This is a genomic window from Bradyrhizobium sp. P2_E8, from assembly GCF_056403875.1.
Genome location: NZ_JBFUES010000061.1, coordinates 1 through 15,151 on the forward strand (window position 1 = coordinate 1; position 15,151 = coordinate 15,151).

The following is a 15,151-nucleotide window of genomic DNA, read 5'->3' on the forward strand; positions in this document are numbered from 1 at the left end:
AGCATGTCCAGCATCAGGCAATTCTGGAAGCCGCGCGAGACCGCCTCCCTGAGCGCACGGGAACTGTTCGGATAAAGACAGGAGGCCTTGACGTCGGCCGGCGCGCATTCGGCGGTCGGTCTGCGGAACGGCGACAGTGTAATCGCGCTGCCGACGGGCTCCGGGATCGGCGATTCGTAGATGCAAAGGCACCAGTCCGTCGTTTCCGGATCGAACAGCACACCGCCGCCGATGCCGTTCTGCGGCCAGTACATCGGACGGATGTAGAGTTCGGCATTGATCGGGAAACGGGCGATGCCTTCGCGCACCAATCCGAGCCACGTGTCGAGATCGACGACCGGTTTGAGCCCGAAATTGACCGCAGATTGATTGACGCGGGCGCAATGACGATCGAGGTCGGGCATGACGCCCTCGAAAGCCCGCGCACCATCGAAGATGGTCGAGGCGAGCCAGAGCCCATGGGTGCGCGGCCCCATGATCGGCACGTTGCCCTCGTGCCACTGGCCGCGGAAGAATGTCCATGTCCTCGAATGGCTGACGGACTTGGTATCGGGAACCATGACGAACCTCCGTTCCGGAACGACTGAGTTATGGTCCGTAGATCACCAGCTCGGAATCCGACAGATCGGCAAGCCGGGGGCAATGCGGGCCCTTGAAGTATTTGCGGCCGACCGCCCTGTAGATGCCGACGAGGCCAGGCACGGGGCCATTGGCGTCGAGCGCAATCGATATCCGGCCGTGCCGCAGCAAGAAGCGGCCGATGGCGCCGGCGCATACGACATAATCGGCCACATCGGGGCAATAGATCATTTGCATCGCCGGCAGCCTGATGCCGCCGGCGCGCATCTGCTGCAGGACGAACGGAAAGGCGCGGCCATCGGCGGCGCGGCACACCAGGCTGAGGCAGCCGTAGGCTGCGTGACGCGCCAGCAGCGCAACGTCAGCCTCGGACAAGCCGTCGATCGCCTGCGTGTCCTGCCGGAAGCTCTCCACGCGCATAGCCTTGACCGGATACGACAACGCCGGAAAGGAGAAGAACAAGCCGCCGCAATAGCGCTGGAATCCCTGCGCTTCGATGGTTTGCCAAGTCCATTCCGCCGGACTGCTATTGACGTAGGTAACGTCCTTGTGGCGCTGCGCGACCTTGGTCAGCATCGGTGCGTAGCTGCGAAAGGCGGGTTCCACATACCAGCTGGAAAGATTGCAGCGGATGGAGGTGCTTCCACCATCGTTCCTTGCGGTGTGGATCAACAGCAGAGCACCGACGGGCGCCCGGTCGTGCTCGAGCATGTAGCCGAAGCGCGGGAAGCTGTCGGGCGTCTCGCGCACGGACAGGCGCTGGAGCCCGTCGATCCAATAGTCGCGCGAACGGATCGGAAAGCCGCGTGTCAGAAGATCGGCGATGGCATCGAGATCGGCTATTCCTATCTCACGGCATCGGATCATGGTCCGAACTCTCACTCGTAGTATCCGAGCCGCCTCTTGCTGGCCGGGTTTGACGAGCGCGCCAGACGAGCGGATCGAGCGGCAACCAACTTGCGTCCGTGGCGATGCGCCGGAATTCCGGCGGCAGACAGGGCCGCTTCTCGGGCACCCAACGGCTTTGAGCGTCCGGCGCGCTGCGAGACCATGTACAGCAGCCAGTTGCGGTATATGCGCTGGGCCGGCAGATGCCAGACATTGCGCAGGTCCTTCGTCAGCCGGTCGACCGGAAACTCGGCAAAAAGCTCCGGGTTTCTGTCGGCAAGGGCTTTCTGCCGGAAAGCGATCATCATCTCTTCCGCGCCCTCGTTCAGATAGCCCGTCGGTATCGTCGGACAGACCTCGTTCTCTCCCCGGAGGAAGCGACCCATATCCCTGCGATATTCACCCAGCAGGCTCTGGGTTTCGTATTCCGGGTGCCCCTGGAAATGGACGAAAAGACTGTTCTTCTGCTGCTTGACGAAGCAATCGACGCCAGCGTCCGCCGACCAGGTGAGAACCGAATATCCGCAGTCCGAGAGATCCTCCTCCTGCACTTCGTTCCACCGGGCGTGCGGAATTCGGAAGGTCCTCGGCACATCTTGCATCAAGGGATGATGTCTCGTCTTCGTTTGGGCGAAGACACCGAAGCATTTGGTGGGGAGCTTGTGGCGCGTAACGCCGTCCAGGTGCAGGACGACCCCATGGACGGCCAGACAGGAAAACACGGACGACACCGTATTGTCCCTGGCCCAGTCAGCGATCTCGGCGAAGGTGGTCCAGTATGGCTCTTCCGTCAGACTGGCGGCTCTGGGTTCGGCGCCGGTCACGATCACTCCATCCAGATGCCTGTTCAGCAGATCGTCGATGCTGCGGTAGTAACGACGAACGTAATCGCGCCCCCATTCCGAACGGGGGGTCGCCTCCATCGTATAGAAATGCAGCCTGACGCAAAGTCGTCCGGAAGCCGCAGCCAGCAGGTCGAACAGCTGGCGCTCGGTCGACATCAAGGCAGCATCCGACATGTTGTTGATGAGCCCGATGTCGAGGCACTCGGCCCGGTTTCCCGACGACGCCGTCGCGTCGGCGCCTCTGCCCGGCGCTCGCGACAAGAGATGGTGCTCGTGCGAATCTACGTCGATCAAGACAGTCATGCGAGTGCCTTCATGCTTGACGAAACGTCAACGGCGCAAAGGGCCTGATCGAGATCCGCGACGATGTCGTCGATGTGCTCAATTCCGACGCTCAGCCTGATCATCTCGGGCCGCACGCCGGCTCTGTCCTGTTCTCCGGGAGACATTTGCCGGTGCGTTGTCGACGCGGGGTGGCAGGCGAGCGTTTTCGCGTCGCCAATATTGACCAGCCGCTTGCAGAGCTTCAGCGCGTCGTAGAACCKCTTGCCCGCCTCGAAGCCTCCGGCCACGCCAAACGTCAGCAGCGAACACGCCTGACCACCTAGATACTTCTGCGTCAGCACGAAGTATGGGCTGTCGTGGAAGCCGGCATAATTCACCCACTCGACACGGCGGTCATTGCGCAGGAACTGCGCGACCTTTGCGCCATTCTCGACGTGCCGCTCGATCCGGAGCGCGACGGTCTCAATGCCCTGGAGCAGCAGGAAGGCGTTCATCGGCGCCAGGACGGCGCCGGTGGTCCTCTGGGAGACGGCGCGGCAACGCGCAATGTAGGCGGCGGGGCCGYAGCGCTCGGTAAAGACCAGCCCGTGGTAGGACTGCTCCGGCTCGTTCATCATCGGGAAGCGCCGGCGATGATCCGCCCACGGGAACCTGCCGCCGTCGACGATGATTCCACCGAGCGTAGTGCCATGCCCGCCCATGAATTTCGTCAGCGACTCTACGACGATGTCTGCGCCGTATTCGATCGGCCTGAGCAGGATCGGTGTCGGCACCGTGTTGTCGACGATGAGCGGGACGCCGTGCCTGTGCGCGGCATCGGCCATCGCCTGGATGTCGCAGACGTTTCCGGCCGGATTCCCGACGCTCTCGCAGAACACCGCCCGCGTATTGTCGTCGATCAGCCTTTCGACGCTTTCCGGGCGGTCGTCTTCCGAAAAACGGACCGCAATGCCCTGCCTCGGCAGGATGTGCGCGAACAGTGTATGCGTGGTGCCGTAGAGCTGCGGAACCGAGACGATGTTGGAGCCCATCTCCGCGATGTTCACGACCGCATAGTTCACCGCGGCCTGACCACAGGCCACGCTGAGTGCCTCGATGCCTCCTTCCAGGGCGGCGACGCGCTTCTCCAGTACCGCGTTGGTCGGATTGCCGATCCGGGTGTAGCGGAAGCCGTCCACTTCAAGGTTGAAGAGCGCGGCTCCATGGTCGGCGCTGTCGAATGCATACGAGGCCGTCTGGTAGATCGGCACGGCAACGGCTTTCGTTGCCGGATCGCTTTCGAAGCCGCCGTGAATGGCGAGAGTTTCTCTCCTCATGGGGGCGCACCCTTCCGCTCTTCGAGCCCGGGCTAGCTCCCGACTTCCTTGGCGCATCGGTACTCCTCGAATGCTGACGCTGCCCCGCGGTCGGTCTGCCCCAGGCCAAGCAGGTCCCGCACTGCGATCGGCCACTGAGCGACGTCTTTGCCGTGGGTATGGAACAGGGCGACGGCGAGACGGTCCATTCCGAAGGCCACGCAGGCAGTGTGAGCCGGCTCGCCGGCCGCATCGACGATGCCCCAGGTGGTGCCGAAATGATTCCGGTGGTAGTTGAAGCTCATGCAGGCGGTCGGTCGATCCTCGGAGCGCAGAGGCACCAGCAGTTCGAACTTCAGCGACTGCTGCTTTTGGCTCACCGCCATCATCTGCCCGACCCGGCCGAAGAACGGGTCGTTGGCGTGGTCGATCCTGAAGGTCAGCCCGAGATCTCGGGCGATCTTCTGCGCGCGTATCATCCAACGGTCCCGGAACGCCGAGACGTGATCGGCGCTCCCGATGCAGACGAATTCGCGCATCCTGAAGGACTGCAGCCGGTCGAGATGGCGCGAGGGTTCACGACGGAAGCAGTCGGCGGCCACGTCGAAGCTCCAGCCGGCTGCCGGCACCGGCCCTCGGCTCGCCGCGATCGGATAGACCGGATAGCAGGCTGCCGGCGACAGCACGAGATCGGCCGGTGATAGCGATGCGGTCCAGTCGCCACCGGCATCGAAGCGGCTGATCGCCGCGTCGATCTCGCTTTCTATGCCGTGCAAGCCACAGACGCAGCCAAGAAGATTGGGAAAGCTCTTCAGATAGCCCGACCTCTCAAGCTGGGCGCGATTCATGACGGGCGGGAAGCGCATCACCTCGGTRTTCGGCTCGCGATTCCGCGAGATCACCGCCGCAATTCGCTCCACAACGTCTTCGTAGAGTGCGGTGCGGGCATAGACGCCGGGAGAGCCCATCTCGTGGAACAGCGCATCCGCAAGGTGGTCCAGCGGATCGGCTGGAGGGGGAGTGGAGTCCGCGGATGCTTCGACAATGACCACGTTCATCAGGCCGTTTCCTTTTCAGAAGAAGATCAATCGCACAAAGAGTCCGGAACCGTGCTCATCAGCGTGGCGGTCCCCATGCTGGCGAGGATGCGATCGTTGTTGATCATGATCGGAGCGGAAAGCACGTCACGCAGGTGGCGGCCGATACTTACGTCAGTGTCGTTGCGGTATCCGGACAGGCCGCAAGCGCGCATCGCGTGCATGACGGTCGCAACCGCGAGCTCGGAGGCCTCCACCTTGAGAAGATTGATCGAGGACTGGAAGTCGACGGACGACAGCGCGCGCACGTCCCGTTCGCGGACTTCAAAGAACTGGAGGTTCGCTGCGATGACGGCGCGCAATTTCGTCAGGCTCATTTTGGCGGCGGTGAAGTGCGCCGCGCCGGGAGRCATGTTGCCGCCCGATCCGCGGGCGGCCTTGCGGATGAAGAGCTGCGCCCGGTCCACCGCCGCAGCCGCGATCCCCGCCCAGACCGAGGACCAGCACAGATGGGCGACGGGCGTCATCGTCTGCGCATGGATCTTTTCGTATGCCACGGGGAATATCTGCTCCGCAGCGCCCCTGAAATTCAGCTTGAAACCGGCGCTGCAGGTCCCGCGCATGCCGAGCGTCTCCCACGCGAGAGTGGGCTCCAGCGTATAGTCGTCACGGGTGATGGCCAGCAGCACCTGATCGGATCCGGCGGCCTCGTCCGAGCGGCGGGCGATGGTGATGATGCCGTCCGCCTCGGCGCCGTACGAAATCACCGTCGCATCGCGCACCAGCGAAATCTCGGTGCCGGCGCTCTCCACTGCGGCCGAACTGAAGCGTATGTTTCCGCCGTTCTGGCCTTCCGTGGTCGACGATGCCAGCAGCATCTGCTCGGCAGCCACGCGGCGCATGAGACTTTCGTGCCAGCCACTGCCCGCGCCGTGGCGAACCAGGCACGCGACCTTGGTCTGATGCATCGCGAAGATCATCCCGACCGAAGCGCAGGAGCGGCCGAGCGCGTAACACATATCGGCCACCTCGGAGATAGACGCAGCGTCTCCGCCGAACTCGACCGGAATCTGAGCGCCCAGAAGTCTCTCCTTGCGCGCCGCGTCGATCGCCTTCCGCGGGAAGCGCGCCTCGCGATCGACCGCCTCAGCCTCCGCCGCAGCGACCTGCGCGACATTTGCCGTTCGCTGCTGGAACGAGGGGCCTTCGGGAGAGAATGCTACTCGGCCAATTTCCGTGGCGACGTTGCGGAACTGAACTTCCTGCACAGTCATGGGCCAGAGCCTCCCGTTTCATGGTGGTCATGATTGGTCGATGCGAGCCAAATCGAGATGAATTCCGCTCCAAATCGACAACTAGCCCACTTCCGCTGGCGCGTCGTTGGCGCAGAAGTGGGTATCAGGAAGCTGTGACTCCCGGGCGAGGTACCTCCGAAGCAGAGCTGTTGGCCGCAGGAACAGTTGGGTATCGTCGCCCCGAATGTGATCACGCCTGGCCACGGCGGGAGACCGGCTGAAATGCACAACATTGCCATCAACGTTCAGAACCGCGTTCTATCGGTCGTCAGGAGCGTCCTGCAGCAGAACGCGATCACCGCCGATGTCCACCCGGAGTCGCGACTCGTGGATATCGGGCTCAGCTCGATGGGCATGGTCGAATTGATGCTCAAGGTCGAAGCCGAGTTCGATCTCATCCTTCCCCAGTTCGAGATCACCCCTGAGAACTTCCGATCGGTAAAGGCAATGGAGCGGATGATCCTCAACCAGCTGGGATCCGGGTCCGGATGAAGCCAGTTGAACAGAGGTTCTGCTTCGACAACCAAGCGAGCAGCATCGAACCGGTGCGCGCGCACGTCGGGCCAGCTCAGCCGGATGATCACGTCCCGAAGAAAGCCGCGATCCAGCGGGCGACCAGCCGCGACGCTCCGCGGCGCAGACGGTCCGCCGCCAAGACCTGGCTGCAAGCCATCGCATTAACCGCACGGATCGAAGCCCAGCCGCATCGGTTGTTCGCCGACATCGTGGAGGATTGGGCACAGCGTCAGCCCGGGCGGCCCGCCTTGCTCTCGGATGGCCAATCCTTCACCTATGGCGAACTCGCTGCCCGGATCAACCGGTATGCGCGCTGGGCGCGGGACCTCGGCCTCCATGCCGGAGGCACCGTCTGCGTGCTGATGCCGAACCGGCCGGACTACCTCGCCTGCTGGCTCGGCATCAGCAGCGTCGGTGGGACGGCGGCGCTGATCAACACCAGGCTGGTCGGCCAGTCGCTCGCCCATTGTATCGACGTCGCTCATGCCGATCACCTCATCCTCGCCGCCGAATGCGTGGATGCGTTCGAGAGCTCGCGTCCGCACCTGCACCGCGTGCCGCAAATTTGGAGCCTCGACACCGGCGATCCCAGCGGCGATCTGGATGCGGCGCTCGCCGCCTTCGAGCCGCGCCCGCTGTCCTCCGCCGAACGTGGCGACGTCGCGATCGACCGACGCGCGCTCCTCATCTACACCTCGGGCACGACGGGCCTACCGAAGGCGGCGAACGTCAGTCATCGCCGCATTCTCGCCTGGGGCGGATGGTTTGCCGGACTGACGGACGCGTCCATCGACGATCGTCTCTACGATTGCCTGCCGCTCCATCACTCCGTGGGCGGCGTCGCCGCTCCCTGCAGCATGCTCTGCGCGGGCGGCTCGGTCGCGATTGCGGAGAAGTTTTCCGCTGGCAGCTTCTGGGACGACATCGAGCGTTTCGACTGCACCGTCTTCCAGTATATCGGCGAGCTTTGCCGCTATTTGCTGAAGGCGCCGACGTCTGAACAAGAGCCGCGACACCGGCTGCGGTTGGCCGTCGGTAACGGATTGCGCGGCGACATCTGGGAGATGTTCGCCAACCGGTTCGCGATTCCGCAGATCCTCGAATTCTATGCCGCAACCGAAGGCAATTTCTCGCTGTTCAATGTCGATGGAAAACCGGGCGCGATCGGCCGGATCCCGCCGGTTCTGGCGCATCGCTTTCCCGCCTCGATCGTCAAGATCGATGCCGACAGCGGCAGCCCGGTCCGGAGCGCCGCAGGGCTCTGCATCGCCTGTGCACCTGGCGAGATCGGCGAGGCTGTCGGACGTATCGGCGCTGGCGATCGCGACGGCCGGCCTTTCGAGGGCTACACGGATCCCGAGGCAACCAGGAAGAAGATTCTGCACGACGTCTTCGCTGTGGGCGATGCCTGGTTTCGCACCGGCGACCTGATGTTGCGCGACGAGCAGGGGTACTTTCACTTCATCGACCGCGTCGGCGACACCTTCCGCTGGAAGGGCGAGAACGTCGCGACCAGCGAAGTGAACGACGCAATCAGGGACTGCACCGGCGTTCTCGACGCCTCGACTTATGGAGTTGCGGTGTCCGGGGCCGATGGCCGCGCCGGCATGGCGGCGTTGGTGGTCGGCCGAGATTTCGATTTCGGGATATTCAGAGAACACCTTTCGTATCGGCTGCCGCGTTATGCAGTTCCAGTCTTCGTCAGGCTGTGCCGGGCGCTGGAGACGACCGACACCTTCAAGCAGCAGAAGCAGCGGCTGATCCGCGAGGGATTCGATCCTTCGGTGGTGGACGATCCGCTGTTCCTGCGTGATCCGGCGACCGGTGACTATCGTTCGATCGACCGGGCCGTCTACGCGCGCATCGTAAAGGGCGAAATCAGGCTCTAACACTGGCTCGGAAAGCCGAAATGTGAGGTGTATCATGTCGGTCAAATCGAAGATCTTCTCCGCGATGAAGCAGATCGCCGAAGAACAGAAAGTCACGCTTCCGCCGCTTGAGGACGATCTGTCACTGAACGAAACCGGGTTCGATTCGCTTGCATTCGCCATCCTGGTTGCGCGGCTGGAGGACGAGCTTGGCATCGATCCCTTCACTGTCGCCGAGGACGCCGCCTTCCCGTCTACCCTCGGTGAGTTTGTCAGAGCCTACGAGAATGTCCCCGCCTGACATCATCGCGCTCCGCCAATATCTCGGCGCGGGGCCGAAGGACCGCACGATTTCCGATGCCCGGCACAGTGTATCGCTGACCGACATGATCCAGCACAGCTGCCTGGCTGGCGGACCGTCCGAGCTGTCCGGCCGCTCGGTGCTGCTTGCGACGTCGGGACAGCTGCTGTCCGCGCTAGCCACGATCGAGCTCGACGGCATTGCCCGCCGCATGCTCCTATGCCCGCCCGACCTGGATTGGGATTGCCTGCAGGTCCTGCTCGAGCGGGCCGATATCGACACCATCGTCACCGATCGGCCCCTGCACCGAAGGAGCGCTGGCAAGTACGTCGTTATCGGCGTCGACCTGCCCGAACGGAGGGCCATGGGATCGGAGGTTGATCGCACGACCGAGTGGCTGATGCTGACCTCGGGGACGTCAGGACTGCCGAAGATCGTCCGACACACGCTTGATGGGCTTGCTGGCGCGATTATCGCCGAGGGGCCCGCGCGCCACCGGAACGCAACCTGGGCGACGTTCTACGACATCCGCCGCTATGGTGGCCTGCAGATTTTCCTGCGGGCCGTGATCGGCGGCGGATCGATGGTGCTTTCGGAGCCTGGGGAAGCCATTGTCGCCCATGTGGCGCGGCTGCGCGCGGGCGGCGTTACCCACATCTCAGGGACGCCGTCGCACTGGCGCAAGCTCCTGATGAGCGGCGCGTCCGCCAATTTCTCGCCGGACTATGTCCGCCTGTCGGGCGAAATCGCCGACCAGGCGGTGCTGGACGGCCTGGCCAGAGCATTTCCGCATGCGTYAATCGGGCACGCCTATGCCTCGACCGAGGCGGGCGTCGGTTTCAGCGTGGACGACGGGCGCGAGGGTTTTCCTGCCCACCTGATCGGGCAGAATCACGCCGGCGTCGAGATGAAGGTGGTCGACGGCTCACTGCGGATCCGTTCCCGGCGTACTGCGCGCGCCTATGTCGGCGCCGATGCTCCGCCGCTCGCCGACACCGAGGGCTTCGTCGATACCGGCGACATGGTCGAGCTGCGCGGCGAACGATACCACTTCGTCGGCCGCCGAGGCGGCATTATCAACATCGGCGGGCTGAAGGTGCATCCGGAGGAGGTGGAAGCAGTGATCAACCGGCACGCGTCCGTCCAGATGTCGCGCGCGCGGTCGCGCAGGAGCCCGATCACCGGCGCCATTGTGGTCGCCGACGTCATCCTCACCAACGGTACCAATGCGGAGCGCCACGAGAGGATTCGCACGGAGATTCTCGGTCAGTGCAAAGATTGCCTGGCTGCATGGAAGGTGCCTGCGGTGATCCGCTTCGTCGAGCGGCTCGACGTCACCGCGGCGGGAAAACTGGCTCGCACCGATGCGTAACGTCATCGTCACAGGCGGCAGCCGCGGTATAGGTCTTGCCATCGCGCGCAGGCTCGCCGCATCCGGCGAGTATAATGTGATCGCCGTCGCGCGCCGCGAGAGCGAGGAGCTTGCAGCCGCGGTCCGCGAAGCGCAGCGACGCCTCCATTTCCGCGCCTGCGATCTTGCGGTGACCAATGCGATCCCGGCCTTCGCAAAATCGCTGCGCGACGAATTCGGCGCGATCTACGGCCTCGTCAACAATGCCGGGGTCGGTCCCGACGGACTGCTCGCGACCATGCACAATTCCGATATCGAGGCCTTGATTCGCTTGAACGTATTGTCGCCCATGATCCTGACCAAATACGTGGCACGCCATATGATGGCCGACGGCGCGGGGCGGATCGTCAACATTTCCTCCATCGTCGCCTCGACCGGCCACAGCGGTTTGTCCGTGTATGCCGCGTCCAAGGCCGCGGTTGTCGGCTTCACCCGCTCGCTGGCCCGGGAAGTTGGCAGGGTCGGCATCACGGTGAACGCGATCGCACCCGGCTTCATCGAGACGGAATTGACCAGGTCCCTGGACGACGAAGGCCGTCGACGCATCGCTCGCCGCAGCGCATTGCGCCACCTGCCCGAAGCCGACGACGTCGCTTCGGTGGTCGAATATCTTCTCGGCGAAGGCGGCCGGAACATCACCGGCACCGTGGTGACGGTCGACGCCGGTAACACTGCCTGAGCGCCGGGAATCGGGCATGCGCCGTCGAGGGCGACCTCTCCTCTCGGCTCAAAGGTACTCGAAGTCGACCTGGCCTGACGGCAGGCTGGGCACTTCAATTCGGCGATAGCCCCTTCAGATACTCAAGCATCGTGTTGCAGGCCTTCTCCGCCTCCGCGAAGGTTGAAAACGCCGAACCGCCAATCTTGATCGCGCCGTTACCCCGATAGAGCGGTCGCCACGACGCCACGTAGCCGGCACGTCCGTGAAAGCCGGCACCGGCAGGCGTCTCATACGTGATCACAAAGGAAAAGCCGTCGCCGGCCGCACTCCAGATTTCCATGTCCTCGACGGCACGGTGAAACAGAAGGGACATCAAGATGCGCCCGCGCACTCGCTTTCAGCTCAACGACAGAGTTCCGGTCCTGACGGCAGGCCGTCAGGAGGGAACGACCCTGACCACTGGGGGGGCAGGAAGGTAGGGCCAGGGCCGTCGCTCCGGATGTGCCGAGATCCAATCGGCACATCTCTGCGATCATGTCTGGAGCCGTTCGTCATAGCCCGCGACTACGTTTTACCTGACAGCGGACAAACTGCGATCGACCCAGAGCCGCAGATGACGAATAAAGTACACTGCCCGCCGGACGCCTTGGCTGCGATTTTGGATCAGGCGCCAGGCCTGAGGGACTACCCCGTTAGGCATCCCGGACATCGACCTCGCCAATCAAGCGGCGCTTGAAATCAGGCTTCAACCGCTAAAACTACTTGTTCCAGTCGATGGGTTGCGTTGCCGGGGTGCCGCCGTGACAGACGCAGCTTCATCACCGGCATCTTTCGGATCGGGTCGCTGCATCCAATAGAGGCCGCCTGCCCATTGCAGTGGGAGCGTCGACCGGGAAAGGTGGTGCGTGACGAGCCTCTCCTCAGCGCTCCCCACTCGTCGGACTCAATCCTGAGTCTTCTCCCGCGGGGCGGTCGCGCGATCATGTTGCGAGATGGCGAGGGCCGCGAGCACCGTGCGATTGCTGATTTCCAGTTTTTGGAAGATGTTGTGCAGGTGCACCTTGATGGTGCCGTCGGTAGTATTCAACCGGCGCCCGATTTCCTTGTTCGACAATCCTTCGGAGACCAGCCGCATGATCTGACGCTCGCGTTCCGTCAGAGCGGTCAGTCCGGTCTCCGAAGTCGTGCCCTGCTCGCGCGACACGATCGAGTCGGATGGGGTCGATGGCAGCACGTTGTGACCATTGGCGATATGCCGCAACGACTGCACCAGAGCCTCGGGATCAGTATTTCTCAGGATGATACTACAGGTCACGGGCGTCGCCGAGAACACCAGTTCGCAATCCTCACTCGCGACGAAAAACACCAAATGCGTCGAACGATTTTCTGAATTGACGGTCGAAAGAATTTTCGCGGCGGCGAGCTCGGGCATTGCGGGATCGACAATCGCCATATCGGGCGCCAAGCTCCGGATCGCTTCGATGCAGCTTGCGGCATCGCTACAAGATGCAACGATATTGAAATCGGCCGCGGCGCCGAGCACCTTGCTCAGCCCCTCCAAGACCACCGGATGCCGGTCAGCAATGACTACACTGATACGTCGCATTACGCGCTCCTCAGCCAGTCCCCCCAACATAAACTCCGCGCACCTTCTTCTGTTTCACCCACACCATACAGCATACATGCAACGTTGGAATCGCAGCATAGCATACAAGCAATGTTGGAATCGCAGCGCAATACTTAGGTTAATCCACGCCCGGATCTGTTCGCTTCCCGTATCTTCACGCAGCAATGCAACGCGAATGCCCGTAAGACTCCGGTGATCTGACGAGGGCGAGCAAGCCCCCAGCACCCATCCAGTCCGCCTAACGGCGCAATCCTCAACGATGCACCCCTTCGATATTTCCGCAACGTTCAATATATGCCGCGCCGTTAACTCGCTCGCAGAATGCGTTCGCTTATACATAGTATAGAAAAGCGAGTACAACCAACAGATCTTTCAATGTTGAATGAACATCCTCACCTAATTCACGCAGAGGCTGCGCCGGAAGGCGGGTTTTTATACCGCAATTACACGGGTATACGCAGTCCCGCGTCTATAACCAACGGTATATAGGGCGATCGCGAATTCGCATCTAACATTCATAAAAGCTTAAGCACGATGGATTGCTCGAAATCCACCAACGAGACGAGGCAAAGAACGCCAGACCAGAACGGAGGAACACGATCGAGGTAGCTCAATATACCTAAAAACCACAAGTCATATCAGTTCAACCGCCCATCGCTGTTGTGTCATTGCGTAGTAGGCTGGAGGGTAAAATGAGGAGGCGGCAGTCTTGCGAGACCGTTCTTATTGGAAAGAACGTTTTGATTAGAGAAGGTATTGCTAAAATCCTGCACGCGGCAAATTTTCACATCCCGGCCTCAGTATCGAGCCCCGAGGAATTGCCGAACTCACTTCAAGCAGAGAAATTGATGTTCCTCATCGTCCATACCGGCGATGGCTTCAATGTCGCGATAGAACAAATCGGATTCGTGAAAGATAGGTACCCGGACGCGCGCATCGCCATCGTGTCCGACAATTATCGACCAGTCGATCTTGCCTCAGCATTTCGAGCAGGGGCCAACGGATACTTCGTGAACGTCAATTCGTGCGACGCGTTCATCAAATCCGTCGAACTCGTGACGATGGGCGAGACCGTCTTCCCGCCTGCATTCCTGTCATTCGCCCTTGATGCCGGTCGCCATCGCGAGCCTGAAACGGCGGAGCCCGGCGAATGCAGACAGACCATCCTCGCTGCTGCGGACGAAGCGATCCTGCCGCAGCTCTCTCCCCGAGAAAAGGCAATTCTATCCTGCCTTATCGAAGGCGATTCCAACAAGTGCGTTGCCAGGAAGATCAATATCGCCGAGGCGACCGTGAAGGTTCACGTCAAGGCGATCCTGCGCAAGATCAGGGTCCAGAACCGGACACAGGCCGCGATCTGGGGAATGAACCACGGGTCGCTGGTACGGCCGGCAAACGATCGCGCCCCCTCAGCCGTCGATGCGGGCAGAGGGATCGCCAAGCCCATCGAGGTGATCTCTGAAATGGCGCAGCTCAACGAGCCGGCGCCATTGGTTCCTCACTCCAGCCACGTCGTGGTACCCCGTATCGACAGTCTGCTCCGCAAGGGCGTCGACTCAGGAGCTCACGCCGCGGTACGGCTCTACAAGTAGATGCAGGGACTCGTGAACGGCCCCATCGCGGAGTGAAGCTGCGACACTTTCGTCGACTCCGCGACGGCCAGGCGCCCGACAGCAGATTCCCTGCTGCTCTTGCATGCACAGCACTCGAGGTCGTGCGGACACTCTCCTCGGCCTCGGGTTGACGACGCGGACTGCGGGAGCGGGTTCTTTATCGCTCCCGCAGCGCCTGCTGCTTGTATCTCGCCAGCGGCGAGAGAACGTCGCTGATGATCCTGCGCGCGCCGGTCTTCATCTCGACCGTCGCCGCCAGGCCGGGGTGCCGAGCTTGAGGAGCTTTTCCTCCGCCTAAGTCCGGTGGAGTGCCGTCCGGTGGAGTGCCGCAGGGCAGCGTGCCCAGACCACAACGCCCTCGCCTTCTGAGCACTTCGCCTCGTGCAGGTGACAGATCAGAGCGAGGCGGCTCTATCGAGATGATCGTTGTCGCCGGCGTGTAGGGGACCGGCCGATGGTACGGACGCTCCGGTAGCGAAGGTTCCCTGCAAACAGGAATTCTGCGGGGAGAGTCACCCTGGCAGCCCCGCCAGTCCGGCAGCGCCGCGGCTCAACCATCCTGGTTACCTATTTATCGCCTTTCCCAACCAGTGACCTGGAATGTACTGATTCAATCGCAGATGAGCGGCTGGGTCGTAGAGTGCCATGGGTTATGTGTTCTTCACCGATTTGCTGGCCTCTACCAAGTTTCCGGTACATTCGGTCGATGCGTACTCCCCGGCCCGGGCCAAGTGCATTCCGGAAGCGCTACCGCTCGCCGCCCTGGATTCCGCTCGTTTCATCGGGCAACTGCAATCTTCAAGTTCAGATGCGACCCCTGCCCCTTCCTTCCAAGAGGGTGGCTTATTGATGCGACTTGATCTGCTGCACCTTCCGCTAACCGACCTTTTCCTTAGTAGGGTATCGCCGCCGAGCCTCAACTATCAGCAC

Annotated in this window: 15 protein-coding genes; 7 read left to right on the forward strand and 8 right to left on the reverse strand. The window is 62.2% G+C overall.

All coding sequences use genetic code 11. From position 1 onward, the window contains the following. From AC1D00_RS05560 to AC1D00_RS05585, 6 genes are all read right to left on the reverse strand, one after another. A partial coding sequence (locus AC1D00_RS05560) for a branched-chain amino acid aminotransferase (protein ID WP_477009965.1) occupies positions 1-560 on the reverse strand: 560 nt, incomplete at its 3' end. Between the two features lie 28 nt (positions 561-588). After that, entirely contained in the window at positions 589-1,446 is an 858-nt protein-coding gene (locus tag AC1D00_RS05565; RefSeq protein ID WP_477009966.1) for an acyl-CoA acyltransferase, read from the reverse strand. An 11-nt stretch (positions 1,447-1,457) separates the two neighbouring features. Continuing rightward, positions 1,458-2,615: a homoserine O-succinyltransferase MetA gene (metA, locus tag AC1D00_RS05570; RefSeq protein WP_477009967.1), complete on the reverse strand. Its 1,158-nt coding sequence runs from the start codon at positions 2,613-2,615 to the stop codon at positions 1,458-1,460. Next, positions 2,612-3,913 (reverse strand): O-acetylhomoserine aminocarboxypropyltransferase/cysteine synthase family protein, encoded by a 1,302-nt coding sequence (locus AC1D00_RS05575; protein WP_477009973.1) that lies wholly within the window; start codon positions 3,911-3,913, stop codon positions 2,612-2,614. The genes metA and AC1D00_RS05575 overlap by 4 nt, the downstream gene beginning before the upstream one ends. Positions 3,914-3,945: 32 nt before the next feature. After that, a complete protein-coding gene (locus tag AC1D00_RS05580; protein WP_477009968.1) occupies positions 3,946-4,950 on the reverse strand; it encodes an amino acid--[acyl-carrier-protein] ligase in 1,005 nt (334 codons plus the stop codon). Between the two features lie 26 nt (positions 4,951-4,976). Continuing rightward, a complete protein-coding gene (locus AC1D00_RS05585; protein WP_477009969.1) occupies positions 4,977-6,203 on the reverse strand; it encodes an acyl-CoA dehydrogenase family protein in 1,227 nt (408 codons plus the stop codon). Positions 6,204-6,446: 243 nt separating this feature from the next. Between AC1D00_RS05585 and AC1D00_RS05590 the strand changes: the two genes are divergently transcribed. Genes AC1D00_RS05590 through AC1D00_RS05610 form a run of 5 tightly spaced genes read left to right on the forward strand, consistent with a single transcriptional unit; the run spans position 6,447 to position 10,999 of the window. Next, positions 6,447-6,716 (forward strand): phosphopantetheine-binding protein, encoded by a 270-nt coding sequence (locus AC1D00_RS05590; RefSeq protein ID WP_027546415.1) that lies wholly within the window; start codon positions 6,447-6,449, stop codon positions 6,714-6,716. Continuing rightward, positions 6,713-8,629 carry a long-chain-acyl-CoA synthetase gene (locus tag AC1D00_RS05595; RefSeq protein WP_477009970.1) on the forward strand — a complete coding sequence of 639 codons (1,917 nt, stop codon included), beginning with the start codon at positions 6,713-6,715 and terminating at the stop codon, positions 8,627-8,629. The genes AC1D00_RS05590 and AC1D00_RS05595 overlap by 4 nt, the downstream gene beginning before the upstream one ends. 34 nt (positions 8,630-8,663) lie before the next feature. Further along, positions 8,664-8,909, forward strand: coding sequence for an acyl carrier protein (locus tag AC1D00_RS05600; protein ID WP_027546417.1), 246 nt, complete (start codon positions 8,664-8,666; stop codon positions 8,907-8,909). Beyond that, positions 8,896-10,281, forward strand: coding sequence for an AMP-binding protein (locus AC1D00_RS05605; protein WP_477009974.1), 1,386 nt, complete (start codon positions 8,896-8,898; stop codon positions 10,279-10,281). The genes AC1D00_RS05600 and AC1D00_RS05605 overlap by 14 nt, the downstream gene beginning before the upstream one ends. After that, positions 10,274-10,999, forward strand: coding sequence for an SDR family NAD(P)-dependent oxidoreductase (locus AC1D00_RS05610; RefSeq protein ID WP_092185656.1), 726 nt, complete (start codon positions 10,274-10,276; stop codon positions 10,997-10,999). Before AC1D00_RS05605 ends, AC1D00_RS05610 begins: the two co-directional genes overlap by 8 nt. Before the next feature lie 94 nt (positions 11,000-11,093). Here the strand turns inward: AC1D00_RS05610 and AC1D00_RS05615 are convergent, their stop codons facing one another. Then, positions 11,094-11,354, reverse strand: a complete 261-nt coding sequence (locus AC1D00_RS05615; RefSeq protein WP_027546420.1) for a hypothetical protein — start codon at positions 11,352-11,354, stop codon at positions 11,094-11,096. A gap of 570 nt (positions 11,355-11,924) precedes the next feature. Next, complete coding sequence (locus AC1D00_RS05620; RefSeq protein ID WP_049823667.1) at positions 11,925-12,587, reverse strand: LuxR C-terminal-related transcriptional regulator; 663 nt, start codon at positions 12,585-12,587, stop codon at positions 11,925-11,927. 713 nt (positions 12,588-13,300) lie between these two features. Here AC1D00_RS05620 and AC1D00_RS05625 point away from each other — a divergent pair. Together AC1D00_RS05625 and AC1D00_RS05630 are read left to right on the forward strand one after the other, a co-directional pair. After that, positions 13,301-14,200 carry a LuxR C-terminal-related transcriptional regulator gene (locus AC1D00_RS05625; protein ID WP_477009971.1) on the forward strand — a complete coding sequence of 300 codons (900 nt, stop codon included), beginning with the start codon at positions 13,301-13,303 and terminating at the stop codon, positions 14,198-14,200. 666 nt (positions 14,201-14,866) lie between these two features. Next, positions 14,867-15,151 (forward strand): hypothetical protein (locus AC1D00_RS05630; RefSeq protein WP_477009972.1); only part of this gene is annotated, 285 nt, incomplete at its 3' end.

What these genes read in the sequence shown, in the direction of transcription:
- AC1D00_RS05565 (WP_477009966.1), bottom strand. Translation starts at nt 1,446, where the DNA reads ATGATCCGATGCCGTGAGATAGGAATAGCCGATCTCGATGCCATCGCC.
- metA (WP_477009967.1), bottom strand. Translation starts at nt 2,615, where the DNA reads ATGACTGTCTTGATCGACGTAGATTCGCACGAGCACCATCTCTTGTCG.
- AC1D00_RS05590 (WP_027546415.1), top strand. Translation starts at nt 6,447, where the DNA reads ATGCACAACATTGCCATCAACGTTCAGAACCGCGTTCTATCGGTCGTC.
- AC1D00_RS05595 (WP_477009970.1), top strand. Translation starts at nt 6,713, where the DNA reads ATGAAGCCAGTTGAACAGAGGTTCTGCTTCGACAACCAAGCGAGCAGC.
- AC1D00_RS05600 (WP_027546417.1), top strand. Translation starts at nt 8,664, where the DNA reads ATGTCGGTCAAATCGAAGATCTTCTCCGCGATGAAGCAGATCGCCGAA.
- AC1D00_RS05610 (WP_092185656.1), top strand. Translation starts at nt 10,274, where the DNA reads ATGCGTAACGTCATCGTCACAGGCGGCAGCCGCGGTATAGGTCTTGCC.
- AC1D00_RS05615 (WP_027546420.1), bottom strand. Translation starts at nt 11,354, where the DNA reads ATGTCCCTTCTGTTTCACCGTGCCGTCGAGGACATGGAAATCTGGAGT.
- AC1D00_RS05620 (WP_049823667.1), bottom strand. Translation starts at nt 12,587, where the DNA reads ATGCGACGTATCAGTGTAGTCATTGCTGACCGGCATCCGGTGGTCTTG.
- AC1D00_RS05625 (WP_477009971.1), top strand. Translation starts at nt 13,301, where the DNA reads ATGAGGAGGCGGCAGTCTTGCGAGACCGTTCTTATTGGAAAGAACGTT.